Here is a 26,668-nt window from a genome sequence, read left to right on the forward strand (position 1 = left end):
CGACGGGCAGCGGACGGCGACCGGCGGACCGGTAGTGTTCTCGACTCGTGGATAGGCGCGGGTCGAACCCGTCGACCGATTGCCGTTCAGCGGCCGCTCACGCGGCGACGATCGGCTCGTAGTCGTACTGGTCGGTCAGGTCCTTCAGCTTCTCCAGCGCCTCTTCTTCCTCTTCGAGGTTCTGGTGGAGGAGGTCACCGGCCTCGTCCATGCCGAGCCGGTCGGCCAGCAGGGCGAGGTTCCCGTAGGCGGCGATCTCGTAGTGTTCCGTCTTCTGTGCCGCCGTGAGGTTGTGTACGTCGAGGACGTTCTTGTCGGGGTCCATGTCGACGAGTTCCTGGTGTTCCTCGATGAGGCCCTGAATGCCCTCGCACTCCTCTTCCTCGGGCGGCTCGCCGATCATCTCGAACACCTGCTCGACGCGCTCGATCTGTCCTTTCGTCTCCTCGCGGTGTTCCTCGAAGGCCTGTGCGATCTCCTCGTGTTCGGTCTGGTCGGCGAGCTGCTGGAGGACGTCGAGCAGTTCGTGCTCGGCGTAGTAGATGTCTTCAAGTTCGTGCTCGAACAGTTCCTGCGCTGAGTTCACTGCCATATGAGTCACCGTCCGGGCGTTCGACCCGCCCGCGGTTAGTAATCCACTCGCTACTCCGCGAGTCGCGGACGGCGCCGGGATACGCTCGCGTTACCGCGCGGAAAGGGCGGCGAAACGGCCGCTCGGTCGCGCCCCGTGCCGCCGGTCGCGACGGGAGAGCGGGCGGCCGACGGTGAACGGACACACTCGTTTTTCCGGTCGGACTCGAACGGAGCGGCATGGAAGGCACCCTGCTCGTCTACGGCTCCTACGGGTACACCGGGTCGCTGATCAGCGAGCGCGCCGTCACCGACGGGCTCGACCCGATACTCGCCGGGCGAGACGCCGAGCGCGTCGAGGCGGCGGCGACCGAGCGCGGCTGCGACCACCGGGTGTTCAGCCTCGAACACCCGGCCATCGTCGACGGGATGCTCGCCGGCGTCGACGCGGTGCTCAACTGCGCCGGCCCCTTCGAGGAGACGGCCGAACCGCTCGTCGACGCGTGTCTCCGCACCGGGACCGACTACCTCGACATCTCGGGGAACGTCGACGTCCTCGAAGCGACCGCCGCCCGCGACGCCGAGGCCACGGAGCGGGGCGTCGCTCTCGTCCCCGGGGTCGGGTTCGACGTGGTGCCGACCGACTGCCTCGCGGCGAGCCTGCACGGCCGGCTCCCGCAGGCGACCGAACTCACGCTCGCCATCGACGGCATGGGCACCTTCTCGCCGGGGACGCTGAAGTCCGTCCTCCGCGGGATGGACCGCCCCGGCGCCGTCCGGCAGGACGGCCACATCGAGAGGGTTCCGTTCGCCTGGAAGCGTCGCACGTTCGAGTTCCCGTCGGGCGAGACGACCGCGGTGACGGTCCCCTGGGGCGACGTCTCCTCGGCGTACTACTCGACGGGCATCCCGAACATCGAGGTGTACGCCGGCGTCCCCTCGCGCGCCGCGGACGTGATGGAGTGGACGCGACCGCTCGCCCGGCTGCTCACGGTCGGACCAGTCAGGGGAGCCGCCGAGTCGCTGATCGACGCCGTCGTCTCCGGGCCGACTGCTCGCGAGCGCGCCGAGAGCGAGACCCACATCTGGGGCGAGGTGCGGGCCGAGGACGGGACCGTCGCCCGCGCCCGGATGCGGACGCCGGACACCTACGACCTCACGACGGCGACGGCGGTCACGGCGGCCGAACGGGTCCTCGACGGCGCGGCCGGGAGCGGGTTCCAGACGCCCGCCTCCGCGTTCGGCCCCGAGTTCGCCGAGGAGTTCCACGGCGTCACGATGGAGTTCACGACCGCGCCCGAGCGCGTCGTCCAGTAGCGGCCGGTAACCGGCCCGTCGCCGTTACGGTATCAGCGAAGACGGGCTCTAGGTGGTCGTTACCGCGGGTTCCGGGCCGTTACTTTTCCCCGTCGCTCCGCGAGTGCCGAGCATGGCGAAAGAACTCGAAGAACTGGACGTGACCCGCGAGGAGGCGGCCCAGCGGCTCGAATCGTTCGCCGAGGATCTCCGCGGTGAGGGGTCGTTCGACGTGAACGTGAACAACCGGACGGTCCACCTCGCACCGCCGGAGGACGTCGGCATGGAGATCGGCGTCCGCGAGATGTCGTCGCTGCTGCGCGGCGACCGCGAGGCGTTCACGATCAAACTCGACTGGAAACCGGAGTGACACACCGGCCCAACCTTCCGGCGACGCGGACTTTATGAGGCGCCGGCGCGCGACTCAGGCCATGACAGTCGAGCTAGCCTTCGTCGGCGCCGGCGGCATCGCCCAGTGGCAGCACTTCGACAACCTCGAAGCGATCGAGGAAGCCGAGATCGTCGGCATCTGCGACGTGGACAGCGACACCGCCGAGTCCGCGGCCGAGCGCTTCGACGTCCCCGCCTTCTCCGACCACCACAACCTCTACGCGGAGACCGACCCCGACGCCGTCTTCGTCTGTCTCCCGCCGTTCGCTCACGAGGACCAGGAGATCGCCGCCGCCGAGCACGGCTACGACCTGTTCGTCGAGAAACCGCTCGCGCTCTCCGCCGAGAAGGCCCGCTCGATCCGCGACGCCGTCGAGGAAAACGACGTGCTCGCGCAGGCGGGCTACGACTGGCGCTACTCGGCCGGCGTCGAGCGCGCCCGCGAAATCCTCGCCGACCGTACCGTCGGCTACGTCGACGGCTACTGGTGGGGCGGCGTCGCCGGCGGTGAGGACCACTGGTGGCGCCACGCCGAGAAATCGGGCGGGCAGGTCGTCGAGCAGGCGACACACATCTACGATACGGTCCGCTACCTCGCGGGCGACGTCGAGCGCGTCACGGCCGCCGGCAGCCACCGCATCGAGGACGCCGTCGACTTCTCCGACGCGACCTCGGCGACGATGACCCACGAGAACGGCGCCGTCAGCCACGTCTCGACCACCTGCGCCGCCGAGGACGGCAAACACGGCCTCGAAGTCGTCGCCGACGGCGCGACCATCGAGGTGACCGAACAGGCCGTCTCCGGCACCGTCGACGGCGAGGATATCGACGAGTCGTTCGACCGCAACCCCTACGCCGCCGAGGTCGAGGCGTTCGTCGACGCCGTGGCGACCGGCGACGGCGCGGGCCTGCGCTCGCCGTACGACGACGCGCTCGAAACCTTCGAACTGACGCTCGCGGTCAACGAGTCCATCGAGAACGGCGAACCCGTCGAGCTGTAGCGGCTACTGGGTGAATTCTCGACGGCGCTCTTCGCGTGTATGCGAATAGATCGGGTGTAAACAGCCGGCTCGTCACTCCAGCAGGCTCTCGCCGGTCATCACCGACGGCTTCTCGAGGCCCATCAGTTCCAGCAGCGTCGGCGCAACGTCTTCCAGCGCGCCGCCCTCACGGACCAGTCGGCCGCCGTCCGTCCCGTCGTCGGCGAGGTAGATCAGGGGGACGGGGTTCGTCGTGTGGGCGGTGTAGGGTTCTTCCTCGGTGCCCATGTCGTCGGCGTTGCCGTGGTCGGCGGTGATCAGGACGTGCCCGCCGGCCGTCTGGACGGCCTCGACGAGTCGGCCGAGTTGCTCGTCGACGGCCTCGACCGCGGCGATAGCCGCCTCGAAGTCGCCGGTGTGGCCGACCATGTCGGGGTTCGCGTAGTTGAGCACCATGAGATCGGGATCGCGGTCCTCGATCTCGGCGATGGCGGTGTCGGTGACCTCGGAGGCGCTCATCTCCGGCTGCTGGTCGTAGGTCGGCACGTCGGGACTGGGGACGATCTCGCGGATCTCGCCGTCGAACTCCACCTCGCGGCCGCCGTTGAGGAAGTAGGTGACGTGAGCGTACTTCTCGGTCTCGGCGAGGCGAAGCTGCGTGCCGCCCGTCTCCGAGACCACCTCGCCGAGAGTATCTTCGGGGCGGATCGGCGGGAAGGCGGTCGGCAGGTCGAACGTCTCGTCGTACTGGGTCATCGTGACGACGCGGGTTTCAGGCGGATCGGTGTGGCCGCCCCACGCGCCCGGGCGGACGTCCGCGAGCATCCGGGTGAGCTGGCGGGCGCGGTCCGACCGGAAGTTGAAGAAGACGACGCTGTCCCCGTCCTCCAGCGCGGGTCGGCCCTCGATCAGCGTCGGCTCGACGAACTCGTCGGTGTCGCCGCGGTCGTAGGACTCCTGGACTGCGTCGACGGCCGAGTCGGCGGTGTGCCCGGCGCGGCGCTCGACGATGGCGTCGTAGGCCAGTTCGGTGCGGTCCCAGTTCTCGTCGCGGTCCATCGCGTAGTATCGTCCGGAGACGGTGGCGACGTGGCCCGTTCCCTGCTGTTCGACGTGGGCCTGCAGGTCGGCGAGGTAGTCCTCGCCGCCGGTCGGCGAGGTGTCGCGGCCGTCGGTGAACGCGTGGGTGACCGCCTCGACCCCCTCGTCGGCGGCGAGTTCGATCAGCGCGTGGAGGTGGGACTGGTAGGAGTGGACGCCGCCGTCGGAGACGAGGCCCATGAAGTGGACGCGGCCGTCGTTGCGGCGGGCGTACTCGAACGCCGACTGGATGGCGTCGTTCTCGTGGAGGGGGCCGTCGTCGACGACGTCCGGCGGGAGGTCTTCGGGGTCGACCTCGCCCTGTGCGGCCCGCCAGCGGGCGATGGCGTCGGTGACCCGGGCCGATTCCTGTGTGACGACGCGGCCGGCGCCGATGTTGAGGTGGCCGACCTCCGAGTTGCCCATCTGGCCCTCGGGGAGGCCGACGCGGCGGCCGGAGGTGACCAGCGTCCCGCGGGCGCCGGCGTTCCAGAACCGATCGAAGTTCGGCGTCTCTGCGGCGGCGACGGCGTCGCGGACTCCCTCGTCGGGGTTGAACGCCCAGCCGTCGAGGATGACGAGCGCGGCTTCCATGCCGGGAGTTCCGCCCGGGGCGTCAAAGTGAGTGTCGGTCGCTCGGCCCGATTCGACTGTAGACGCGCCTCCCGTCGCCGGCGCAGGCACCGTGACACCTAAGAGGGGCCCGAATCTCCGTCGGCGTATCATGGGGTTGCTGGGGCGCGCACTCGACCGGTACAGGGCGATGGCGGACGCACAGCGGGCGAAGACCGATCCCGAGGACGCGCTGGATCGGGTGCCGGTGCTCGCGGACCTGCTCGATAGCGACAGTCCCACCGCGCGACGGGACGCCGCCGAGGGCCTGTCGCGGATCGCCGAGGAGTATCCGGACGCGGTCGCCGACCACGTCGACGCGCTGGCCGCGACGGTCCCCGATCAGGAGCCGACGGTCCAGTACTTCGAGGAGACGCCGATCTCGTACGTCCAGACGCACGTCGCGGTGGCCATCTCGCGGACGGCGGCCGAGCGCCCCCGTGCTGTCGAACCCGCGGTCTCGGAGTGCGAGGACCTGCTGGGCCATGCCGACCCGGGCGTCCGACACAACGCGGCGGTGATCCTCGCGGAACTCGCCCGGGAAGCGCCCGAGACAGTCCATCCCGCCGCCGATTCGCTCGCGTCGGCGCTCCGGGACGACGACGCGGACGTCCGGCGAGCGGCCGCGCGGGCGTTCGGCCACTTCCTCAGGGCCGAACCGGACGACGCGCTCGCCTACCGCGACCCGCTCGTGGCCGCGCTCGACGACTCGGCCGAAGTCGTCCGTGAGGAGGCCGCCGAGGCGATCGGACGGCTCAGCGAGACGGACCCCGACGCCGCGGCCGACCTCGCGGACGTGCTGGTCGACGCGCTCGACGACGAGAGCGGCGCGGTCCGCGGCTCGGCGGCCAAAGCGCTCGGCCGCGTCGCCCGCGTGGACGTCGATGCCGTCACGGCCGCGACCGATGCGCTCGCCGAGACGCTCGCCGACGACGCGGAGGACGCCCGCCGTGGAGCCGGGAGAGCGCTCGAACGGATCGCACACGAGGACGAGGACGCGCTCGCGGCGATCGAGAGCCGAGCCCCGCTCTTTGCGGCGCTGGACGACGACCACGTGGCCGTCCGGCGGGGTGCGAGCGTCGCGCTCGTCGCGCTCGCCGAGGCCGAGCCGACGACCGGCGAGGGCCGGGTAGAGACGCTGGTGGCCGCGCTCGACGCCGACTCGGCGCCGATCCGGTTCAACGCGACGCGCGTCCTGACCGAACTGGGGAGCGTCGACCCCGACGCGCTCGTCCCCCACGTCGACGCCTTCGCGGCCCTGCTGGACGACGACGACCGCGGCGTCCGCGCCTGCGGCGCCGAAGCCCTCGGCGTCGTCGGCGAGACTCGGCCCGATGCGGTCCGGGATGAGGTGGACGCTCTCGCGGGTCTGCTCGGCGACGCCGACACCGGAGCCCGCGGCCACGCCGCCCGAGCGCTCGGTCGGATCGGCGACGAGCGCGCGCTCGACGCGCTTCGGGCGCGCCGCGAGGGCGAGTCGTCTGACCGCGTGCTGACGCTGATCGACGAGGCCGTCGAGACCATCGAGGCGGGTCCCGACGCGACGTTCGACCCGCCCGAGCGGTCCTGAACACTGGACGGGGACGTGGCGGACTGCGACCGTTCGCACCACCGCTATCTCTTTGGGTCTGGCGGGCGGTCGTGGGGGTATGGACGCGCAACTGCTGTCGAACGAACTGGCGGACCAGATCGTCACGACGGCCCGGACGGCGACCGGCGACAGCCTCCGGTCGGTGACGTTCTTCACGCGCTCGGACTTCGAACAGCTCTACCTCCGCGAGGACCTGGAACGCGACGCCGACCTGGACACCTTCGTCGGCCACGAATGGCGCGGGTTCCGCGACACGCGCAACGCCTACCAGTCCTCCGAACTCGGCGAGTACCGCTTTACCGTCCGCGCGTTCACCAACGGCTACCTCCTCCGGGTGACCGGCGAGCGCCGCGGCGTCCTCATCACCACCGACGGCCTCCAGATGCAGTCCTACGAGGAGATCGCCGACGCCATCGAGAAGATGCTCGCCGAGGACCCGACCGCGGAATGACCCTCGACCCGGTCCACGTCGACGGCATCGCCCGCCTCGCCGGCCGCGTCGGCGCCGGCGTCGACGAGAACGACCACCAGAACGCCGCCGAGACCGTCTGGGCGGAGTTCCTCGACCCGCTCTACCGCGACGGCGACCCCGTCCTCGAACCGATGGGCGAGCAGGTCCGCGAGAAGGTACCCATCGACGCCGTCGCCCTCCGGGACGCTCCGTTCCCGACCCAGCACGGCCTCGACTCGGGCACGATCAACCCGACGACGTTCAAGAACGGCCTCGTACTGGACGTCTCGCAGGCGGCGATGGCCGGCGTCCCCTCCGATCTGGACCTTCACCGCGCGCGGACCATCGTGATGACCGTTCACTCCAACGACGACACCTACGTCCTCGGCGAGGACGACTGGACGATGCAGGATTCGGGCTACGTCCGCAAGCGCGCGCTGCACGCCCCCCGGGTCGACCGCTACGAGCAGAACGTCGTCCACGCGCTGGCGCTCTACCTCGCCGAGAGCGAGCACGCCCTCGAACAGGCCGGCATCGTCGACGACCTGCTGATCCTCGACGGTCCCCTCTATCCCACCGGCCTCCTCAAGTGGGCCGAACGCGACACCGCGCTCGCGGACCTGCTCACCGAAGACGAGCGCCCGCGCGACGTGGTCGGGAACTACGTCCGCCTCGTCGAGGACTTCGTCGAGCGAGACGTACCCCTGATCGGCTTCATCAAGAACAGCACCGCCAAGGCGATCACGCAGGTCGTCCGCGAGAAGACCAACGCCCCCTGGGCCAACGACAACGCCTTCTTCCAGCGAGTGCTCGCTCGCCGCGACGACCGCGGCGACCTCCAGACCGACGCCCTGACTGCGACGGGGTGGTTCCGCTCGCGCGTCGGCACCGACCGCGTCATGGCCGCCGACGGCGACGCCCTCGGCATCGAGCGCCGCCTCGACCCCGAGGCCTACGAGGTCACCTTCTTCGTGTGCTACGACCCCCGCGACGACCTCTGTTACCGCATCGAGGCACCGTACGCCTTCACCGAGGACGAGGACACCCGCGAGGCGCTCCGCCTGCAGGTGCTCCACGACGTGGCCGGCGAGCAGGGGCCGCCGCTCGCCGTCGCCAAGGCCGACGAACTCGCGCACATCGACCGGCAGGCCAACGAGCAGCTCCGCCGGCGCATCGAGCGCGAACTCGGCAGCGACCGCCACCGCGAGTACGACGACAAACGCTGGGGCGTCGACGTCGAAGAACTGGTGTAGCGCCGAACGTGCAGTGGCGCGCGCTGTCGCGCGTCTCGTCGCGCGACCGTAGTCGTGCGAGGGATGAGAGAGCGACCGACGGGAGCGAGCGAATCGGCTGGGGAGGCCCGTGGCCGTCTGCGGTGCGGTGCAGTGCTGTGCGGGGCGGTTCCTGGTGGACTGAAAGGGCGAGGCGGGCTCGCGTACAGTTCAGCCGCCTGAGCGACCCCTACCCGAGTGCAACGAGGGTATGTCGCTCAGCGACCGCGAGCGCGCCGAGGGCTTTCATCTCTCAATGTATCCTGCAGTCACGGCTCCACCTAGCGAGCGTGCCGAGGGCTTTCAACGTTCAGTGTGCCCCGGGGTAGTCTCTTCTTCCATCGAGAAACCGTTCACCTCGCTCTCACAAACCACAAAACATATTTCCAGTGTCAAACGATTCGCGGGTACGTCGGTGGACAGCGGGTAGGGGTACTCGCGCGTTCTGTCCACCGGACCGCTGACCGACAAGCGACAGCGCTCCCGCTCGAATACCGCCCCGAGACAGTTCCTGACAGCAGGGGTGAACCACTGAATCACGCGACCGCTGACTGATAGCGCCGCTTCCGCCACGTTCAAATCGGGCGGGAGCGAGCGTGGATACATGACACGGCAAGTGTGGCTGAAGGCCGACGATGAAGTCGGCGACTGGGAGGAGCGCAAGCGGCGGATAACCGCCGGACTCGAGGCGGGCGTCGACTGGGTCCTCGTCGACGAGGAAGACGTCGAGCGGGTCCGCGACCTCGGCGCGGTCAACGTCGCGGCGTTCACCAACGGCGACGTCCACGTCATGGACGCGGAGGCCGACGAGGAGGACGAACCCGATATCGCCGTCGTCGGGAAGGACGGCGAGGGCGACGGGTCGATGGACATCCCCGGCGACCTCTCGGGCTCTGCGGATCTGTCCGTCCTGCGCCAGGACGGCAAGGCGACGGCGGGCTACGTGCGCATCTTCGACCAGCGCTACGAGGAGTTCGCCGAGGAAGTCGCCACGGCGGCCGACTACACCATCGTCGTCGGCGAGGACTGGCAGATCATCCCCCTCGAAAACCTCATCGCCCGCATCGGCGAGGAGACGAACCTCGTCGCCGGCGTCACGACCGCCGAGGAGGCCCGCACGGCCTACGAGACGCTGGAAATCGGCGCCGACTCGGTCCTGCTTGACACCGACGACCTAGACGAGATCCGCAAGACCGTCGAGGTGCGCGACGAGATGGGTCGCGAGCAGGTCGACCTCGTCGAAGCGGAGATCCAGGAGATCGAACAGACCGGCTCCGCCGACCGCGTCTGCATCGATACGGGGAACCTCATGGAACACGACGAGGGGATGCTCGTCGGGTCGATGAGTCGCGGCCTCTTTTTCGTCCACGCCGAGACAGCGGAGTCGCCGTACGTGGCCTCCCGGCCCTTCCGGGTGAACGCCGGGGCCGTCCACGCGTACGTCCGCACGCCCGACGGCGGGACGAAGTACCTCTCCGAGCTGCGCAGCGGCGACGAGGTGCAGGTCGTCGACACCGAGGGCCGCACCCGCGAGGCCATCGTCGGCCGCGTCAAGATCGAGAAGCGGCCGATGTTCCGCGTCAGCGCCGAGGTCGAGACCGACGAGGGTGTCGACCGCATCGAGACGCTGCTGCAGAACGCCGAGACGATCAAGGTCGCCACGAGCGGGGGTCGCAAGGCCGTGACCGACCTCGAAGAGGGCGACGACGTGCTCGTCTACTACGGCGACAAGGCCCGTCACTTCGGCGAGGCCATCGAAGAGAGCATCATCGAACAGTAGCCCTCGCTGCCGTCGCGATCTCCCAGTTTTCTCCACGCTGTCCCTCTCCGAACTCGCCTGTATCGTGCTCCTTGGCGGGAAAGCGGCCGGCACTCCTCGAATCCGGTCTGGCCAGCGGTCGATCTCTCTCGACGTCCCGCTGCGACGCACATCTGGCACGTCGATCCGCACCGATCCGTATCGATTCGCAGTCTGATGTGAGTTCGATGTGAGTGATACAGCGAAGTTTTAAATACGATCGTTTCTAGAACTCACATTATGGCGAGAGAGGTGCGGATCACCATCGACGACGACGAGGTCTTCGAGCGGATGAAGGCCCGCAAGCGCGAACTCGACCTCTCCTGGGAGGAGGTGCTCCACCGGGGGTTGCGCGAGGAACCGCAGGAGCGACCGGGAGAGCCACAGCCGCCCGGCGCGAGCCCCGGCCGAGAGGGGGACCGCCGCGCGGCGGACGACCGGCGCGGTCACCACGGTCACGACGTCAACGTCGAGTTCGGTTCCGGTCCGGTCGACCACGGCGACTCCATCGGCGCGATGGTCGAGGAGATCAAGGGACAGGTCCACGATCAGGTCAGGGAGTCACTTCGCGCGTCGATGGAGTCCGTCGACGCGGCCGGCGCGGGCCTCGAACGCGAGATGACGGAACTCGAACGCGCGGAGGACGCCGTCCTCCGATTCGACGACGTGACGGGGGACGACCCGCGCTACCGGGTGCCCCTCCGGGTCCGCCTGGAGACGAGCCGCGGCGGTCTCGACTTCGAGGTCGTCGCGGTCCGTGGGGGCAAGTCCGTCTCCGGGATGAACCGCTTCGATCGGGAGACCCGCCAGTCGATCAACGAACACCTCGCGCGCGGCGGGACGGCGACGCTGTCGTTCGACGGCGAGGAGGCCTACGAGGTCGGTCCGGCCATCGCCTGGCGCCGCGACGACGACGGGGCGCCGGTCGTCTCCGACGTCGGGATCCCGGAGGTGCTCTTCGATGATGAGTGAGCAGGCGAACGGCGGCGACGCCTCCGGCGACCGCGACGGGCCGCGACAGGTCGTCGACGCTGACCGGGACGAGCGCGTCGACCCCGCGGCGGTATCGGACACGTTCACGCTCCTCAGCAACGAGACGCGCGTCCGCATCCTCGCGGCGCTCGCCGACGCCGACGCCGAGGCGGTGCGCTTCTCGGACCTGCGGACGCGAGTGGACGTGACCGACTCCGGGCAGTTCAACTACCACCTCGACCGGCTCCGCGGCGAGCTCGTCGCGAAGACCGACGACGGCTACGCGCTCACCGAATCCGGCCGGGCGGTGGCGCGACTGCTATGAGAGTCAGCCACTACTTCGAGGGGGAGGGCGTCGTCACCGGCGGCTTCGCCCAGTCTGTCAACAACCAGCGCGAGATCCTCGACCGCCACGGCATCGACTACACCACCGAGCCGTCGCTCGACGTTGACCTCCTGCACCTCAACAACGCCGGCCCGCGCTCTCTCTACTACGCCAAGCGCGCCCGCCGCCGCGGGATCCCCGTCCTCTTCCACACCCACAACACGGCCGCGGACTTCCGGGACAGCTTCGTCTTCTCGAACGCGCTCGCGAAGCCCCTGCGCCCCTACCTCGCCTACGCCTACGGCCTCGCGGACCACCTGATCTGCCCCTCCGAGCACAACCAGCGGGTGATCGCGGAGTACACCGACACGCCGTCGACTGTCATCTCCAACGGCTTCGACGACGAGCGCTTCGCCGGCTGGGACGACCCCGCCCTCCGCGAGGAGTACCTGGACCGCTACGACCTGGAGCCGCCGGTCGTCTTCATGTTCGGCCACGTCATCAAGCGCAAGGGCCTGCGGACGTTCGTCGAGACCGCACAGGCGCTCCCGGAGTACGACTTCGCCTGGTTCGGCTACCTCAACCCGACCGGTGGGCGACTCGACAAGTTCCTCCAGCCCCGCGAGACGCGCAAACTCGTCGAGTACTCCCCCGAGAACTGCACCTTTACCGGGTACATCGAGGACCCGCGGGGCGCGCCCGCCGCCGGCGACGTGTTCTTCTGGCCCTCGAAGAACGAGAACGAGGGGATGGCGCTGCTGGAGGCGATGCACTGCGGGAAGCCGCCCGTCATCCGCGACATCCCCACCTACGAGTGGCTGGACGACGGCGAGGACTGTCGCAAGTGCCGGACCGGGACGGAGTTCGCCGACGCCATCGCCGCGCTCTGCGAGGACGCCGAGGAGCGCGACCGGATCGGCGCGAACGCCGCTGAAACGACCGAACAGTTCACCCTCGACGCCGTCGGCGAGCAACTGATCACCCTCTACGACGAAGTCGTGAGTGGTCCGACCAACGAGCGGACGCCGACCCGCTGATTCCGGCGCTGTCGTTCTGGAATCGTCTCGCTCTCGATCCGTCTGGTTCACTCCGAAACGGGGGACTGCCGGCCCGTTCGTACTTTCACGTAATAGCCGAGAACGACGAGCGATTCGACTACGAACAGTCCGAGCACGGTGTCGAGCACGAGAACGAGGGCAAACCCGAGTGCGAAGACGAAGGCGCCCGCCAGGAACGCCGACTGCGACCCGTGTTTGCTCGCCGAATAAGCGATGACTCCCGAGAGGAGGAGCTGTGCAGCGAGGAACGCGAGACTCGTCGCGGGCATAGCGAACGGTTCCGCGGAGTGCAATAAGCCCTTTTGGAACGTGACACTCTCACTCGAGAACAGCCGACCGATAGCGACGCGTCCCGTCTCACGTTCGGCGGATCGGCGCTGCAGAACTTCTCCGAGACCGTCTCCGCGTCGTCAGACTCGCGCTTCGGAGTCGTCGCCCTCGGGTTGGGGATCCAAGCGCTCGGTGCACCAGTGACAGAACTCCAGGTCGGGGTCGACGTCGCGGCCGCAGTTGGGGCAGGTCGTCCCCTCCTCGACGGCTTCGGTCTGGTTCTGGCGCTTTGCCATCCAGTAGGCGTCGATCATGCTGAAGAGCGTGATCGAGACGAGCGCGAGCGCGGCTTCCGGCGGGATGTTCTCGGCCGCGCGGACGAGCGCGTCGAAGCTCAGCGTCTCCGGCACCGCGTCCTCGCTCAGGAGCGCGAAGCTCGTCGCGTTGAGGAAGAACCACACGAGCGCGCGGAGCCACTCGCGCAGGTAGACGTGCCCGAGGCCGGGATAGAGGAAGGCGAGCAGGGCCGCCAGCCACGGTCGCGAGTTGTTCCGAGTACTCACTGTTAGTTGCTCCATTTCGGGTGTCGCGCGTTGTTAAGCTTCCGACTCCGGGTATTTCGGCCGCTCGGCGGGGTGATCGTCGGCGAGGGCGTGCCGAGAGGAGACCGTCAGCCAGTCACTCGCTCTGCAGCCTGTCGACGAGCGCCGACAGCGTCGCCAGATCGTACTGCCCGGAGGCGGTCGCGTCGGCGGGGTCGACCGGCGCGTACCCGATGCGCGAGCCGTACAGCGGCGCGACCGCGCGGGAGTGGCGACCGGCTTCGCCCATCGCCATCGTCGCCACCGTCTCGCCGTCGGTGGTCGCGTCCCACGTCGCGCCGAGCAGGTCGAGCACGTCGCCGGCGCCCTCGGCGGTGACCGCGAGCTTCGCCACGTCGCCCCAGCGGCTCGCTTCGGCCAGCAACTCCCGCATGGTGTCGCGGTGGGGCGTCTCCTCGAAGTCGTGCGTCGAGACGACGACCGCGGTTCCCTGCTCGCGGGCGTACTCGGCGAGGTCGGTTGCGTCGCCGTCTTCCAGCGCGGCGAGTTCCAGATCGACGGCGGCGACCGCGTCGTACTCGACCGCCGTCCGGAGCGCGTCGAGGCGGGCCTGACCGTCTTCCACGTCGCCGCCCTCCCATTCCGGGCGGTTGGTCGCGATCAGCGGCAGTTCGCCGTCGTAGGCTGCGAGCGCGTCGAGCGGGTCGCTGGCCATGTCGAGGCGGAACTCGACCGCGTCGGCGTGATCGCGGGCCGTCGGTTCGTCGCGCAGGTCCGCGGTCGCGGCCGCGAGGACGAACGACGAGAAGTCGATGTGCATGTCGACGCCTTCGGTGAGACGGGAAAAAAGCGCCCGGATCCGCGTCCGGGACCGACTGGTGGTGTCCCGGCCGAGCCCAGACCGACCGAAAGCCGCGGACCGGTCGTCGTTCGCGGTTCGATTACCGTTCGAGGTCGCGAACGAGAGCCTGGATCTCGGTGATCTTCGAGGTCTGTTGCTGGTTGGCCGCGGCGATGCGTTCGATCTCGCCGGCGACTTCCTCGGCGCTGTCGGCGGTCTGGTCGACCATCGAGGCGACCTCCTCGGTGGAGGCGGCCTGCTCGTCGGTGGCGCTGGCGACTTCCTGGGCGCCCTGGGCGGCCTCCTCGACGGCCGCGTCGATCTCTCGAAGCACGTCGACCGTGTCGTCGACCTGCTCGATGCCCTCTTCGACCTGCTCGTTGGCGTGGTCGATGCTGTCGACGGTGCTCTCGGTGTCGCTTTTGATGTTCGAGACGAGCTGTTCGATCTCCGTGGCGTTCTGCTGGGACTCCTCGGCGAGGCTCTTGACCTCGTCGGCGACGACGGCGAAGCCCTCGCCGGCCTCGCCCGCGCGGGCGGCCTCGATCGAGGCGTTGAGCGCCAGCATGTTCGTCTGGTCGGCGATGTCGTTGATCACTTCGACGATCTCGTCGATCTCGTCGATGCGGTCGCGCAGTTGATCGACGTCCTCTGAGACCTCGGTGTTGGCCTCGTCGACGGCCTCCATCGCGTCGATGGCGTCGTCGGCCATCTCGCGGCCGTCGTCGGCCAGATCGCGGGCCTCGGTGCTGACCTGTCGCACCTGGCTCGCGCTGGAGGCGACTTCCTCGACGGTGGCGCTGAGATTGGAGATCTCCCCCGCGACCTCCCGCATCGTCTCGGACTGCTCGTTGGCCAGATCGCTGATCTGCTGAGAACTGCCGGAAACGCTCTCCGAAGCCCGCAGAAGTTCGTCTATCGCTGTTCCGAGTTCGTCTACCGTCATGTCTCCCTCGCCGTCCGCGACGTCGAGTGCGTCAGTGGCGAGATCGCCGGATTCGGAAGCCATAGGCGTACGCGGCGGGCGACCGAATTAAGCGTACCTCCGCGGTTATCAGGCCTGATTCTCGACAGGGTCGGTTGGAGAAGCGGACCGCGTCCGAGTCAGGCGACGGGGAGGCCCTGCTCGGCCTCCAGCAGCTCGTGGTAGCGGTTTCGGATGGTGACCTCTGAGATGTCGGCGACCTCGGAGACGGCTGCCTGGGTCGTCTTCTCGTTCGTGAGGAGCGCGGCGGCGTAGACGGCGGCGGCCGCGAGACCGACCGGGGACTTGCCCGAGTGGACGCCCTGCTCCTTGGCGTTCTGGAGGAGCGTGCGGGCGCGGTGTTCGGCCTCGTCGGACATGCCGAGCGAGGAGGCGAAGCGGGGCACGTAGCTCTCGGGGTCGGCCGGCGCGACTTCGAGGCCGAGTTCGCGGACCACGTAGCGGTACGTCCGGGCGACCTCGTCGCGCTCGACGCGGGAGACCTCGTTGATCTCGTCGAGGCTGCGAGGGACGCCGGCCTGGCGCGCGGCGGCGTAGACCGACGCCGTCGAGACGCCCTCGATGGAGCGGCCCGGCAGGAGGTTCTCGTCGAGCGCGCGGCGGTAGATGACCGAGGCGGTCTCGCGGACGTTCTCGGGCAGGCCGAGCGCCGAGGCCATGCGGTCGATCTCGCCGAGCGCCTGCTTGAGGTTGCGCTCCTTGGAGTCGCGCGTGCGGAAGCGCTCGTTCCACTTGCGCAGGCGCTGCATCTTCTGGCGCTGGTTCGAGTTCAGCGAGTTGCCGTAGGCGTCCTGGTCGCGCCAGTCGATGTTCGTCGAGAGGCCCTTGTCGTGCATCATGTTCGTCGTCGGTGCGCCGACGCGGGACTTCTCGTCTTTCTCGCTGGCGTCGAAGGCGCGCCACTCGGGGCCGCGGTCGATCTCGTCGGTCTCGACGACGAGCCCGCAGTCCTCACAGACCGTCTCGCCGCGCTCGTCGTCCACCACGAGGTGGCCGCTACACTCCGGGCAGGACTGGTCGGCCCGCTCGTCGGTGGTCTCCTCGTCCTGTACGTCTGTTCGCTGGGTTCTGAGTCGAGAGTCGCTCATGGCTCTGGGGCGTACTCATCCGGGTAGATAGCGCCGCGAAAATCCCGGACGCGTCCGATGGTGAGACAACCATTCGGAGATACTTTTATAAATCTGTTGGTATCGAAACCCCCGTCTCGCTGAAACGCCGCTGAGGCGGAAATTCGGGGGGAGTGTGAACGATTTTCATGCTGGTTACTCGTGATTTTATATACTCGCCCGGGGTGAGTCGAGAGCGAAACCGCCAAGCCGCGCGTCGGGAAGCGTTCGGGCATGGAACGCGTCGCAGTCGGAAGCGAGAACCCCGTGAAGATCCGCGCGACGGAGCGAGTCGTCGACGACCTGTTCGACGCCGAGGTGGCCGGCGTCGCGGTCGACTCGGGCGTACCCGAGCAGCCCCGCGGCCGAACCGAGACGGTCACGGGCGCCGAGAACCGCGCGGCTCGGGCGCTCGAAGTCGATCCGGACGCTGCCTACGGCGTCGGCATCGAGGGCGGCGTCGCCGAACTGGACGAGCGGCCCGGGCTGTACCTGATCATGTGGGCCGCGGTCACCGACGGCGAGCGCCTCGAACGCGGCGGCGGCCCGCTCTTGCGACTGCCCGACGACGTCGCCGAGCGGGTGCGGTCGGGCGAGGAACTCGGGCCGGTGCTTGACGACCTGCTCGATACGGAGGGGGTCAGCGAACGAGCGGGCGCGGCCGGCGTTCTCACGGGCGAGGCAGTCGACCGCGAGTCGGCGCTGGCCCACGCGGTCGCCGGTGCGTTCGGCCCGTTCGCGACCGACCTATACTGATCCGCCGGCGGTCCCGCGAGGGCCGCGCTCAGGCTTCGCCGTTGATGACGTCGGCGAGGCGCTGACGGTCGAACAGCCGGTCCTCGGTGAACTCGTCGCCGAAGATCCGCTGGGCGGCCAGTTCGGTCTGGAAGAGGTTGATGATCGGCCCCTGATCGAGGTAGCCGCCCTGATAGACGTCGCCGTTCTGGACGGCGGTCAGTTCACTCCCGAGCGTGTGGTCGGCCAGCGGGTCGACGATGTGGTCTTCGAAGGCCGCGCGGTCTCGCTTCTCCTGCCCGCGGATCAGGAGCACGTCGGGGTCGATGTCCAGCAGCGTCTCGAAGTCGACTTCGAGGCTCGTGTCGCCGGCGTAGTGGCCCACGTCCGTCCCCTCGAAGGCGTCGCGCAGTCGCAGGTCGCGCCATTGTTTCTTGCCGACGCCGCCGTCGTAGAGCTGGTAGGGGTAGAACGTCTCCGGCGGCTCATCCGCGGGGTAGACCAGCGCCGCTTCGGGCGTCTCCTCGGGGAGCCGCTCCTGCAGGTCCGCGAGGAACTCGTCGTGGAAGGCCCTGAACTGCCGGTAGCGCTTCTCGCGGCCGAAGACTTTTGCGATCTTCCGGAAGGCGCCGTACAGCGAGTAGTAGGGGTAGTCGTGCCAGCCGTCGCTGCGCCGCCGGATGAAGTTCCCGAAGAAGGGGCCGACGTTGTCCTCGATTTCCTGCACGTCGGCCTCGTCCCAGCCGTACCAGTGGATGAGCTGGTTCGGTTCCATGAAGTGGACGTCGGCGTCGATCTCGTAGAAACGCTCTTTGTCGACGCCGTCCTGATAGAGCGTCGTCACCGCGTCGGGATCGTACTCGACGCCGGGGAGTTCCTCGTAGAAGTGACTGGCGTACCGGTAGGGCAACTGGATCCCGAGCGTCTGCCCGGCGTCGAGCGCTATCCCCATGTCGGCGTAACTCGGGAGTAGTGCCATCCAGTCCTCGGGCGGGCCGTCGAAGGTGACCGGTCCCATCGGCTCCATCGAGACGGTGTAGCTGTCCGCGGTCTCCGTCGCCGTCCCCCCGCTCCCGTCGGCAGTCCCCGCCCCTTCCGGGGTTCCCGTCGCCGCCTCACTCCGATCGGATCCGCCTTCGGTCTCGGGCGTGTCGTCGCCGCTGCCCCCGGTACAACCGGCCAGGACCCCGATTACTGTGCTCGTCCCACCAGCGATGAACGTTCTCCGTCGCATCGGTCTTTAGGCTAACCTAAAAATATAAAAACCTATTGAAACGCTTGAGGTCGGCAAGTACAGTAACGGGCGACTAGGTGGGTGAGCAGCTGACTGGAAAGGCACTCCGCCGGGAAGAGAATCAATCTTCGGTCGCGGCGGCGGCTTCGACCTCGCTCGCTTCGCGGCTCTCCTCGACGGCGGTGGTCAGCGAGACGTTGAGCCACGCCATCGAGGCGAGGCCGCCGAGGATGGTGACGGCGTTCTTGACGACGTGGTCGACGATGGAGATGGCGAAGGCAGTGGGCGCGGGAATCCCGGTGAGGCCGAAGACGATGAGCGTGAACGCGCCCTCGTAGAGGCCGATCCCGCCCGGAGAGAGCGGGAGCACCTTCGCGAGGTTGCCGACGCTGACCGCGAAGAACGCGGTGGCGACGAGTGCGGGGGTGATCACCCCGCCGAGTGCGGGCGCCGTCTCGCCGAGTGCGGGCCTGATCGCGTCGCCGAACGCGTAGAAGACGACCAGCGCCGTCAGCACGTCGACGACCCAGATGACGAGGCTGCCAACGCCGACTCGCAGGAAGGCCCCGCGGTCGCTGATGACCGCTTCGATGTCGCCGACGAACTGTTCGACGACGCCGGCGACGTAGTCGGCGTAGGAGTCGTTGCTGATCGCCGTGACTGTCCGGTGGACGAGTTCGGTGTCCCGGCGGGCGCTCAGGAGGATCGTGAGGACGGCGACGACCGCCGCGCCGCCGACGACCGCCGCGACCTGCAGCGCCGTCCGGGCCGCCGCGCCCGGGTTTATCGTCTCCCCGCCGACCGAGACCGGCGGGACCTCGGTGGCGATGGCCTCGGCGATCTGCTCGGTCCCGCCGGTCAGGACGAGGCCGACGAGCACGGTCCCCGCGAGGACGGTGATCGCCAGCAGGTCGAACACGCGCTCGATCGCCAGCGACGCGAACCCGCTCGGGTAAGGCACGTCACGGCGCGCCTTCACGACGTACGCGCGAACACCGTCACCGAGTCGCGCCGGGAAGACGAGGTTCCCGGTCTGGCTGATGAAGATCGCGCCGGTGAGGAACCACGTGTCGCCCACGTAGCCCAGTCTGTCGAGGATGTCACGGTAGCGCAGCCCCCGCAGCGGCCACGAGAGCAGGTAGACGACGCCGGAGGCGATCACCCATCCCAAGTCAGCGCCGCTCATCGCGTCGAAGACCGCCTGCAGGTCGAAGACGACGGCGACGGCGACCACGAGCGCGAGCATGACGAGGACCGAACCGGCGGTCATGCTCACGCGCCGGGAGAGCCGCGGGCTGACGGACAGCTGCCACCACGTCCGCAGGATCTGGCTGCCCATGCCGAAGACGTCCCGGACGAGGTCGACCTTCGTGTCGCCCTTCGGCTCCCAGTCGACCGGGAACTCCCGGACGCGGTAGCCCCGTCGCTGGGCGAGCACGAGTACTTCGGTGTCCCAGAACCAGTGTTCGTCCTCGACCTCGTTCCGCAGGTTGTCGAAGGTCTCCCGCGAGATGGCCTTGAACCCGCACTGGTGGTCCTCCAGGTCCGAGCGGAGGAACAGGCGGACGAGCGTGTTGTAGCCGAGACTGGAGACGGCGCGCTTCGTCGGGCGTTCGGCCTTGTTCTCGGGCATCCACCGCGAGCCGGTCGCCACGTCGTACTCGCCGGAGCGGACGCTCTCGACCAGCTCTTCGAGGTGTTTCATGTCCGTCGCCAGGTCCGTGTCGAAGTAGACGAGCGTCTCCCCCTCGGCGCGCTCGAAGGCGAACTCCAGCGCGCCGCCGCGGCCGAGTCGCTCGTCGCTGTGGATGTGGCGCACGCGGTCGTCCTCGCCGGCGAGCCGCGTGGCGATCTCCGGCGTGCGGTCGTCACAGCCGTCCTCGGCGACGATCACCTCGAAGCTACCGGCAGGAAGAAAGGAGGCGAGCGTCTCCAGCGTCACGGCCACCGTCTGCTCGATGGTGGCCTCCTCGTTGTAGGCCGGGAGGACGACACTCACCTCGACGTCACTCATTGGTGCACGTAGCGACAGGCACGGTCAAGAACCTTCTGTTCGCTGGTGCAAGCCGACCCGAAACGCTGCATGCGACCGCCAGTCGGCAGCGATCGGATGCGAGTCACGGGGCCGTCAGTCGCCGACTTCAGTCCATCAGTCGTCGGCTTTCGCCTCTCAGTCGTCGGCTTCCGTCCGTCCGGCGGTGTCGTGACCGTCGCCTCGGTCCGGACGCTCGTCGCGCTCGGAGAGGCCGGGGACGTCAGCCGGCGCCGCGCCGTCGACCGTCGCGAACGACGAGAGGTCGGCGTCGCCCCCGACCGCGCCGACGTCGTCGTACGGCCGGTCGACCACGATGTCGCCAGCGGTCGACCGACCGACGCCGGGGATCGCCCGGAGTTCGTCCATCGACGCCGCGTTCAGGTCGAGCGGGTAGGGTACGCCGGTCACCGAGCGGTAGCCGTGGTCGGTGATGGCCACGTCGATCGTCCGGTCGAGTTCGCGCTCGCCGGGCACCGCCACGAGCAGCGCGTACGTGCCGAGCTGGCGACCGAACGTCTTGCCGTCCTGATGGTATTCGAGGTGGACGTCGGGCAGGACGGTCCCCGGCGGGGCGACCCGCTGGAGCATCGCGTTGTCGATCTCCTCCCGGACTTCGCGCTTGTAGCGCTTGAACTGCTTCTTGTGGTCGCGGGCGATCTCCGCGCCCGTCTCGCTCATCTCGGTCCCCTCGAAGGCCATCACCTGCCGGATGTTGATCCGCCGGACCATCAGGCCCTCGTCGAGCACGTCCTGCAGGAACTGCTTGTTGTGCTCGAAGGTCTCGCTGCGCTCGCCTTTCAGCCCGTGGACGAGGTTGATCCCCGGCAGGAGCTTCGGTAGCCGACGGGGCGCGTCGTCGCCAAACGTCGGCGCGCTCTCGCGGTCGCCCCCGGGTCGCCAGCCGGCTTCCTCGTTGACGATGCGGACCGCTTCGAGGCACTCCTCGGCGGAGACGAGCAGGTTGTTCTCCTCGCGGACCACCGGATCGGCGGATTCGAGGCCGAAGGCGGCGGTGTCGCCCGGCGTGTTGTGCTCGGCGATGATCCGGATCGCCTCGCGGGACTCCTCGGGGTAGTCGGTGATCGTCACCGGGTTCATGTTGTCGAGGTGCAGCGTCCGTAGGTCGGGCGCCACCTCGCGGATCCCGCCGTAGAGGTCACGCAGCGCCTCGGGATTCGGTGCCTCGCCGTCGCCTCCAAAGGCGAGGATGTCGGCCTGCCGACCGAGTCGGAAGTCCCGCACGCCGTGGTCCGAGAGGGCGTCGACCTCGTCGACGACCGACTCAGCAGAGCGGAACGCGGGGTCGCCGTACAGCGGTTCGGTGCAGAACGAACAGCGGTAGGCACAGCCGCGGGAGGTCTCCAGTTCGCAGATGAGGTAGTCGGGATGGTTGGGGTGTTGCTCGACGACGAACGCGCCTCGCTCGGCCCAGCGGGCGATCTCCTCGTTGTCACGCATCCGGTTGCCGAAGCCCTCCAGCCCGTTCTCGACGAGGTCGTAGGCTGCGGCTTCGATGTCGCCTTTCGCGACGAAGTCGTAGTCCAGGTCGTCGCGCTCGGTCTCTTCGGCGCCCTTGTTCTCCTCGCCGACGCCGAAGCGGACGGGGCCGCCGAGCAGCGTCGTCCCGTCGGCGGTCCAGGTGAGTTCCCGCACCTCGTCGGGTTCGGCGGGGGTGCCGCCGACGTACTTGCCGGGGACGGTCATCCCGCCGACGTAGATCATGAGATCGGCGTCGGCCACGTCCGCCCAGCGCCCCTGGTCCTCGCGGAGCGCATCGATGGTGTGGTAGGTGATCTGCGTCTCGGGCACGCCGGCGTCGACGAGCGCTCCCGCGGTGTACCGCGGGTACGTCGAGATGTAGGGCGGCACCCCAAAGTGGGCCGGCTCGTCGACGTACCCGTCGACGATGGTCACGTCGAGCGTCGCGGGGTCCGTAGTCATCGGAACGAGGTACCCGCTCGACGCGTATAAACCATCTTCTTCCCGCCGTCGCGCTCGGTCGGAACCCGGTCCCACGCCCGAGCGTGCCGACCGTCGAACCGTCGACGCGCCCTCTCCCGAATTCGGCACCCGCCGTCGTCGGGCGGTCCCTCCCCAGTAACTGGAAATTATGGCTCTCGCCCGTCTTAGAGAGCGTATAACCGCCAGTAGAACGCCTGGCGCCCGGGAACGCCATTCTGGACGCTCGGAGAGAAACGACGAGCTGGGTCGCTTAACGCCTAAATAACAACCCCCGGTCACGGCGAACCCGGATCCAAGAGGTGACAGACAGAGTGGGCATGAACACGTTACTCGTCGGTGTCGACGCGGGGTGTTGGTCGGTCTTGGATCGCCTCCCCGACCGATCTGCCGTCTCGACTATCGACTCGATCAGCCAGCGCGGCGTCTCCGCGCCGCTCGAATCAGCGATCCCCCCCTGGACGGCGAGCGCGTGGCCGTCGCTGTACACGGGGGCGAATCCCGGGAAACACGGCGTCTTCGGCTTTCTACAGTTCGACGGGTACGACTGGGACGTCGTCAACGCGACCGACGTCTCGGTGCGACCCGTCTGGGAGATCGCGGACAGACACGGACTGACCAGCGTCGTCGTGAACGCGCCGGTGACCCATCCGCCGCGGTCGTTCGACGGCGCGCTCGTCCCGGGGTACACCGCCCCCGAGGACCCCGAGTGCCACCCGTCGGGTATCCTCGACGAGGTGCGCGACCACGTCGGGGAGTACCGGCTCTACTCCGAGGGCGACGTCGACCGCGAGACGGCCGCCGAGGACTACCGGTCGTTCGTCCGCTCGCGCGGCGCGGCGTTCCGGTACCTCGCCGACCGCTTCGACCCCGACTTCGGCTTCGTCCAGTTCCAGCAGACCGACACGGTCTGCCACGAGTTCCCCGGCGACGACGACCTCCTCGGCTCCGTCTACGGGACGGTCGACGAGGAGATCGAGGCGATCCTCGACGCCTGTGACCCGGACACCGTCGTCCTCGCCAGCGACCACGGTATCGGTCCCTGCGAGGGGCGGGAGTTCCGCGTCAACGAGTTCCTCCGCGAGGAGGGGTTCGTGGAGGCGACGACCGACGGCGACGGCATGCCGTCGTGGGTGTCGATCCGCGAGGGCGACCTGCGCGAAGGAGACGGCGACGGGGACGAGGCCGGCGGCGAGTCCCCCGCCGCGACTGACGCGTTGGCCGCGGCGATGGGCGTCGCCGCCAGCGCCGGCGTCACAACCCAGCGCGTGGCGCGAGTGATCGACGCGCTCGGCCTCACCGACGTCGTCTCGCGAGTGGTCCCCGAGGATCTACAGCAGGCCGGGAGCGAACGCGTCGACTTCCCCGCGTCGACGGCGTACATGCGCGACCCGATCGAACTCGGCGTCCGGATCAACCTGGCCGGCCGGGACCCCGACGGCGTGGTGGATCCCGACGACTACGAATCGGTTCGACAGGACCTCATCGCGGCGCTCCGGTCGGTTCAAACGCCCGACGGCGACCCGGTCTTCGAGGAGGTCGCCCCTCGAGAAGCGTACTTCAGCGGCCCCGAGGCGGACCGGGCGGTCGACGTGGTCACCGTCCCCGCCGACTTCGACCAGTACCTCGTCGCCCAGCTCTACGGCGACCAGTTCGGCGAGCCCTCGGAGCCGTGGATCCACAAGCGCACGGGCATGGTCGTCGCCGCGGGCGAGGGCGTCGACCCCGACGCGGGACCCGGCGACCCCCACCTGTTCGACGTGGCGCCGACGGTGTGCGCCGCGCTCGGCATCCCCTACAGCGACCGGATGGACGGGGCGCCGCTCCCGTTCGTGGAACCGACCGACGAACGACAGTACCCGCCGCGCCAGCGGCGCGAGCGGGTCGCCACCGAGGACGAGCGCGTGACCGAGACGCTCGCCGACCTCGGCTACATCGAAACAGATGACTGATCTCGAACTCACGGTCCACGAATCGATCGACGAAGTCGGCGAGAACCAGTGGAACACCCTGGTCCGCCAGTCGGATCTCGGATCGGTGTTCCACCGCTACGGATGGCTCCGCGCCATCGAGCGCGGCCTCGGCCGAGAGGCACGCCACTTCGTCGTCCGGAAAGGCTCGAACCCGGTCGCCGTCCTCCCGAACTTCCGGGAACCCGTCGACCTCCCCGACCCTTCGACGCTGCTCGACCAGATCGACGCGTCGCCGTTCGACGACCACCCTGACGGCCCCACGCTGGTCGACCGCCTCCCGACCAGCGCCCTCGGCGCCCTCTCGACGGTCGCCGGCACACCCGTCAATGTGGGTGCCAGTGCGCTCGATTCGCTCCCCGTCGAGCGACTCACCTCCATGTCGCCCGGGTTCGGCGGCCCCGTCGTCCTGACCGACGAGGCCGACTGCCTCGAACTGCTGTTCGACGCGGTCGAGGAGGCCGTCTCGGAGTCGACGCTCTGTCACGTCGTCAAGGCGAAAGAGTCCGAGTTCATGCGCTACGGCAAGTTCCTCGCCGGCGAGGGCTACACGCCGACGTTGCTCGACTGTCGGTTCGTCCTCGACGTCGACCGGCCCTTCGACGAGGTCCTCGACGGCATGGACAAGGAGCGCCGCAAGGCGGTCCGCGACGCCCGCGAGCAGGACTACGAGGTGACCGAGCGCCCGCTGGCGGAGACGCTCGACGAGACCTACGAGCGGTACGTCTGCGACATGGAGCGAGCGGGCGGCGACCCCTACCCCCGCTCGTTGTTCACGGCGCTGGCGGCCGACTTCCCCGAGCGGACGCGCGTGTTCTCCGCGGAGGTCGATGGCACGACCGCCGGCCAGTACGTCTACCTGCTCGACGACGAGCAGTCGGCCCTCCACTACTACTTCTCGGCCATCGGCGCGGTCGAGAACTACGAGCACAACCCCACGGAGCTGCTGCACGCCCACGCCATCGAGTGGGCGCGCGAGCGCGGCTACGACGAGTACGACTTCGGGTCCTCGGGGTCGACCTTCCGCGACGGGACCTTCCGGTACAAGGAGAAGTACGGCGCGCGCGTGGAGCCGACGCTCCGGTGGGAGCGCGGCGGCTCCTCGGTCCTGTGGAACGCCTACCGCATCGCGCGCAACGGTTACCAGCGATACGCCTACTCAGACCAATGACCATCGAGATCGAAGCCCTCGACGAGGGCGACACCGAGGAGTGGAACCGCTACGTCGAGCGCTCGCCCGACGCCAACCCCTTCCATCGCGCCGAAGCGCTCGCCGTCGAGGAGGAGTACTCCGGGACGACCTGTCACCGCCTCGTCGGCTTCAAGGGCCAGGAACCGGTCGGCATCTTCCCCGTCTTCGAGCGCTCGAAGGGACCGATTACCGCCGCGTTCTCCCCCGCGCCGCCGCTGTGGATCCACCGCCTCGGCCCCGCGCTGTTGAACGTCGACAAGCTCTCCCAGCGCAAGGCCGAGCGTCGCATCCGCCGGTTCGTGGACGGGGCCTTCGAGTGGCTCGACGAGCGCTGTAGCCCGAACGTCCTCCGCGTGAAGACCGAGTGCTCGTTCGCCGACCTCCGACCGTTCAAGTGGCAGGAGACGGACGTGACTCCGGAGTTCACTTACGTCGTCGACCTGCCGGACGACCGCGAGGAACTCCTCTCGTCGTTCAGCAGCGACGCCCGCTCGAACATCCGGAACCTCGACGCCGACGCCACCTTCGAGGAGGGCGGCGCCGCCGACGTCGAGCGCGTCCTCGGCCACGTCCGCGACCGCTTCGACGCGCAAGACGAACCGTTCAGCCTCCCTCGCGGATTCGCTCGCGACTGCTACGAAGCGCTGCCAGACGGCGCGATGCGCACGTACGTCTGCCGCCACGAGGGCGAGTTCGTCGGCGGCATCCTCACCTACGAGACCGACGACTGGATCCACCGCTGGCAGGGCGGCGTGACCCCTGACGTGGACTTCGCGGTCAACGACAACCTCGACTGGACGGTCATGACCGACGCGATGGATCGGGGCCTCGACGCCTACGACCTCGTCGGCGCGGGCGACCCGCGGATCAACTCCTACAAGGCGAAGTTCGGCCCCTCCGTCGAGACGTTCCACAGCGTTGAGCGCTCCTCGCTCCCGATGAACGCCCTTCTCGGGTTGTACTCGCGAGTGAAGTGAGCGGTTACAGGTGTCGTAGACCGATTCACGGGATGGGAGATTTCAGGGCTATCGAGAATATATCACTCGTTCAGTATTCGTGCGTAGTTTCTGGTTCCTCATTGTTGTGAGAAAACATATACACGATACGGCTTACTACGACGTATGAATTGGAGGCGGGTCGCGCTCGCTATTTTCATCCTCGCAGCGATCGCCTTCCTGTATGGAGTGACTGCGACACCGACCCTCGTTTCAGAAGGGCACGATCGCAGTGTTGTACTGGAAAACGAACGCGGACAGAACGTCTCGGTGACAGTGACTATCGGACACCAGTTTCGGGAAATGTATCGAGAAACGCATACTGTTGCTGCTCACTCGGAGATGGAAATGGCAAAACTAGCCAGAAACCCGTTACATATCGGTCGTTCGTCTGTTACAGTGACCACGAG

24 protein-coding genes are annotated in these 26,668 nt (G+C 68.5%); 14 read left to right on the forward strand and 10 right to left on the reverse strand.

What is annotated here, in order from left to right:
* Positions 1-97 precede the first annotated feature (97 nt).
* On the reverse strand, positions 98-592 hold the full coding sequence (locus AB2U09_RS15345) for a YciE/YciF ferroxidase family protein (RefSeq protein WP_459193601.1): 495 nt from the start codon (positions 590-592) through the stop codon (positions 98-100).
* 218 nt (positions 593-810) lie between these two features.
* Between AB2U09_RS15345 and AB2U09_RS15350 the strand changes: the two genes are divergently transcribed.
* The 3 genes from AB2U09_RS15350 (at position 811) to AB2U09_RS15360 (ending at position 3,257) form a co-directional block, all read left to right on the forward strand.
* Positions 811-1,887, forward strand: coding sequence for a saccharopine dehydrogenase family protein (locus tag AB2U09_RS15350; protein WP_459193602.1), 1,077 nt, complete (start codon positions 811-813; stop codon positions 1,885-1,887).
* A 112-nt stretch (positions 1,888-1,999) separates the two neighbouring features.
* Positions 2,000-2,236 (forward strand): amphi-Trp domain-containing protein, encoded by a 237-nt coding sequence (locus tag AB2U09_RS15355; RefSeq protein ID WP_459193603.1) that lies wholly within the window; start codon positions 2,000-2,002, stop codon positions 2,234-2,236.
* A 61-nt stretch (positions 2,237-2,297) separates the two neighbouring features.
* The gene (locus AB2U09_RS15360) at positions 2,298-3,257 is read left to right on the forward strand and encodes a Gfo/Idh/MocA family protein (protein ID WP_459193604.1); all 960 of its coding nucleotides are present in this window, start codon (positions 2,298-2,300) and stop codon (positions 3,255-3,257) included.
* 72 nt (positions 3,258-3,329) lie between these two features.
* Here AB2U09_RS15360 and gpmI read toward each other — a convergent pair whose 3' ends face one another.
* A complete protein-coding gene (gene gpmI, locus AB2U09_RS15365; RefSeq protein ID WP_459193605.1) occupies positions 3,330-4,910 on the reverse strand; it encodes a 2,3-bisphosphoglycerate-independent phosphoglycerate mutase in 1,581 nt (526 codons plus the stop codon).
* Between the two features lie 130 nt (positions 4,911-5,040).
* On the opposite strand from gpmI, the gene AB2U09_RS15370 reads away from it, so the two are divergent.
* The 7 genes from AB2U09_RS15370 to AB2U09_RS15400 all read left to right on the forward strand — a co-directional run bounded on the left by AB2U09_RS15370 (position 5,041) and on the right by AB2U09_RS15400 (position 12,373).
* Entirely contained in the window at positions 5,041-6,498 is a 1,458-nt protein-coding gene (locus tag AB2U09_RS15370; protein ID WP_459193606.1) for a HEAT repeat domain-containing protein, read from the forward strand.
* A gap of 79 nt (positions 6,499-6,577) precedes the next feature.
* A complete protein-coding gene (locus AB2U09_RS15375) occupies positions 6,578-6,970 on the forward strand; it encodes a DUF7522 family protein (RefSeq protein ID WP_459193607.1) in 393 nt (130 codons plus the stop codon).
* Positions 6,967-8,223, forward strand: coding sequence for a DNA double-strand break repair nuclease NurA (locus AB2U09_RS15380; protein WP_459193608.1), 1,257 nt, complete (start codon positions 6,967-6,969; stop codon positions 8,221-8,223). The genes AB2U09_RS15375 and AB2U09_RS15380 overlap by 4 nt, the downstream gene beginning before the upstream one ends.
* 622 nt (positions 8,224-8,845) lie before the next feature.
* Positions 8,846-10,021 (forward strand): 3-dehydroquinate synthase II, encoded by a 1,176-nt coding sequence (locus AB2U09_RS15385; RefSeq protein WP_459193609.1) that lies wholly within the window; start codon positions 8,846-8,848, stop codon positions 10,019-10,021.
* A 258-nt stretch (positions 10,022-10,279) separates the two neighbouring features.
* A complete protein-coding gene (locus AB2U09_RS15390) occupies positions 10,280-11,011 on the forward strand; it encodes a hypothetical protein (RefSeq protein ID WP_459193610.1) in 732 nt (243 codons plus the stop codon).
* Positions 11,004-11,336 (forward strand): DUF7347 domain-containing protein, encoded by a 333-nt coding sequence (locus AB2U09_RS15395; protein WP_459193611.1) that lies wholly within the window; start codon positions 11,004-11,006, stop codon positions 11,334-11,336. Before AB2U09_RS15390 ends, AB2U09_RS15395 begins: the two co-directional genes overlap by 8 nt.
* A complete protein-coding gene (locus tag AB2U09_RS15400) occupies positions 11,333-12,373 on the forward strand; it encodes a glycosyltransferase family 4 protein (protein WP_459193612.1) in 1,041 nt (346 codons plus the stop codon). The genes AB2U09_RS15395 and AB2U09_RS15400 overlap by 4 nt, the downstream gene beginning before the upstream one ends.
* A 47-nt stretch (positions 12,374-12,420) precedes the next feature.
* On the opposite strand, the gene AB2U09_RS15405 is transcribed toward AB2U09_RS15400, so the two are convergent.
* The 5 genes from AB2U09_RS15405 to AB2U09_RS15425 all read right to left on the reverse strand — a co-directional run bounded on the left by AB2U09_RS15405 (position 12,421) and on the right by AB2U09_RS15425 (position 16,120).
* Positions 12,421-12,663, reverse strand: a complete 243-nt coding sequence (locus AB2U09_RS15405; protein WP_459193613.1) for a hypothetical protein — start codon at positions 12,661-12,663, stop codon at positions 12,421-12,423.
* 141 nt (positions 12,664-12,804) lie between these two features.
* Complete coding sequence (locus AB2U09_RS15410; RefSeq protein ID WP_459193614.1) at positions 12,805-13,227, reverse strand: DUF7575 domain-containing protein; 423 nt, start codon at positions 13,225-13,227, stop codon at positions 12,805-12,807.
* A gap of 115 nt (positions 13,228-13,342) precedes the next feature.
* On the reverse strand, positions 13,343-14,026 hold the full coding sequence (locus AB2U09_RS15415; RefSeq protein WP_459193615.1) for a type I 3-dehydroquinate dehydratase: 684 nt from the start codon (positions 14,024-14,026) through the stop codon (positions 13,343-13,345).
* A 121-nt stretch (positions 14,027-14,147) separates the two neighbouring features.
* Positions 14,148-15,056 (reverse strand): methyl-accepting chemotaxis protein, encoded by a 909-nt coding sequence (locus AB2U09_RS15420; RefSeq protein ID WP_459193616.1) that lies wholly within the window; start codon positions 15,054-15,056, stop codon positions 14,148-14,150.
* A gap of 95 nt (positions 15,057-15,151) precedes the next feature.
* Positions 15,152-16,120: a transcription initiation factor IIB gene (locus AB2U09_RS15425; protein ID WP_459193617.1), complete on the reverse strand. Its 969-nt coding sequence runs from the start codon at positions 16,118-16,120 to the stop codon at positions 15,152-15,154.
* 252 nt (positions 16,121-16,372) lie between these two features.
* Between AB2U09_RS15425 and yjjX the strand changes: the two genes are divergently transcribed.
* Positions 16,373-16,894, forward strand: a complete 522-nt coding sequence (yjjX, locus tag AB2U09_RS15430; RefSeq protein ID WP_459193618.1) for an inosine/xanthosine triphosphatase — start codon at positions 16,373-16,375, stop codon at positions 16,892-16,894.
* A 28-nt stretch (positions 16,895-16,922) separates the two neighbouring features.
* Here the strand turns inward: yjjX and AB2U09_RS15435 are convergent, their stop codons facing one another.
* From AB2U09_RS15435 to AB2U09_RS15445, 3 genes are all read right to left on the reverse strand, one after another.
* Positions 16,923-18,107, reverse strand: coding sequence for an ABC transporter substrate-binding protein (locus tag AB2U09_RS15435; protein ID WP_459193619.1), 1,185 nt, complete (start codon positions 18,105-18,107; stop codon positions 16,923-16,925).
* A gap of 121 nt (positions 18,108-18,228) precedes the next feature.
* Entirely contained in the window at positions 18,229-20,121 is a 1,893-nt protein-coding gene (locus AB2U09_RS15440; RefSeq protein WP_459193620.1) for a lysylphosphatidylglycerol synthase domain-containing protein, read from the reverse strand.
* Between the two features lie 156 nt (positions 20,122-20,277).
* Entirely contained in the window at positions 20,278-22,083 is a 1,806-nt protein-coding gene (locus AB2U09_RS15445) for a radical SAM protein (RefSeq protein WP_459193621.1), read from the reverse strand.
* 338 nt (positions 22,084-22,421) lie between these two features.
* Between AB2U09_RS15445 and AB2U09_RS15450 the strand changes: the two genes are divergently transcribed.
* Genes AB2U09_RS15450 through AB2U09_RS15460 form a run of 3 tightly spaced genes read left to right on the forward strand, consistent with a single transcriptional unit; the run spans position 22,422 to position 26,240 of the window.
* Positions 22,422-24,053, forward strand: a complete 1,632-nt coding sequence (locus AB2U09_RS15450) for an alkaline phosphatase family protein (protein ID WP_459193622.1) — start codon at positions 22,422-22,424, stop codon at positions 24,051-24,053.
* Positions 24,046-25,242 (forward strand): GNAT family N-acetyltransferase, encoded by a 1,197-nt coding sequence (locus tag AB2U09_RS15455; RefSeq protein WP_459193623.1) that lies wholly within the window; start codon positions 24,046-24,048, stop codon positions 25,240-25,242. Before AB2U09_RS15450 ends, AB2U09_RS15455 begins: the two co-directional genes overlap by 8 nt.
* Positions 25,239-26,240, forward strand: coding sequence for a lipid II:glycine glycyltransferase FemX (locus AB2U09_RS15460; protein WP_459193624.1), 1,002 nt, complete (start codon positions 25,239-25,241; stop codon positions 26,238-26,240). Before AB2U09_RS15455 ends, AB2U09_RS15460 begins: the two co-directional genes overlap by 4 nt.
* Positions 26,241-26,668: the final 428 nt, after the last annotated feature.

Source organism: Halosimplex yunnanense, from assembly GCF_054504345.1.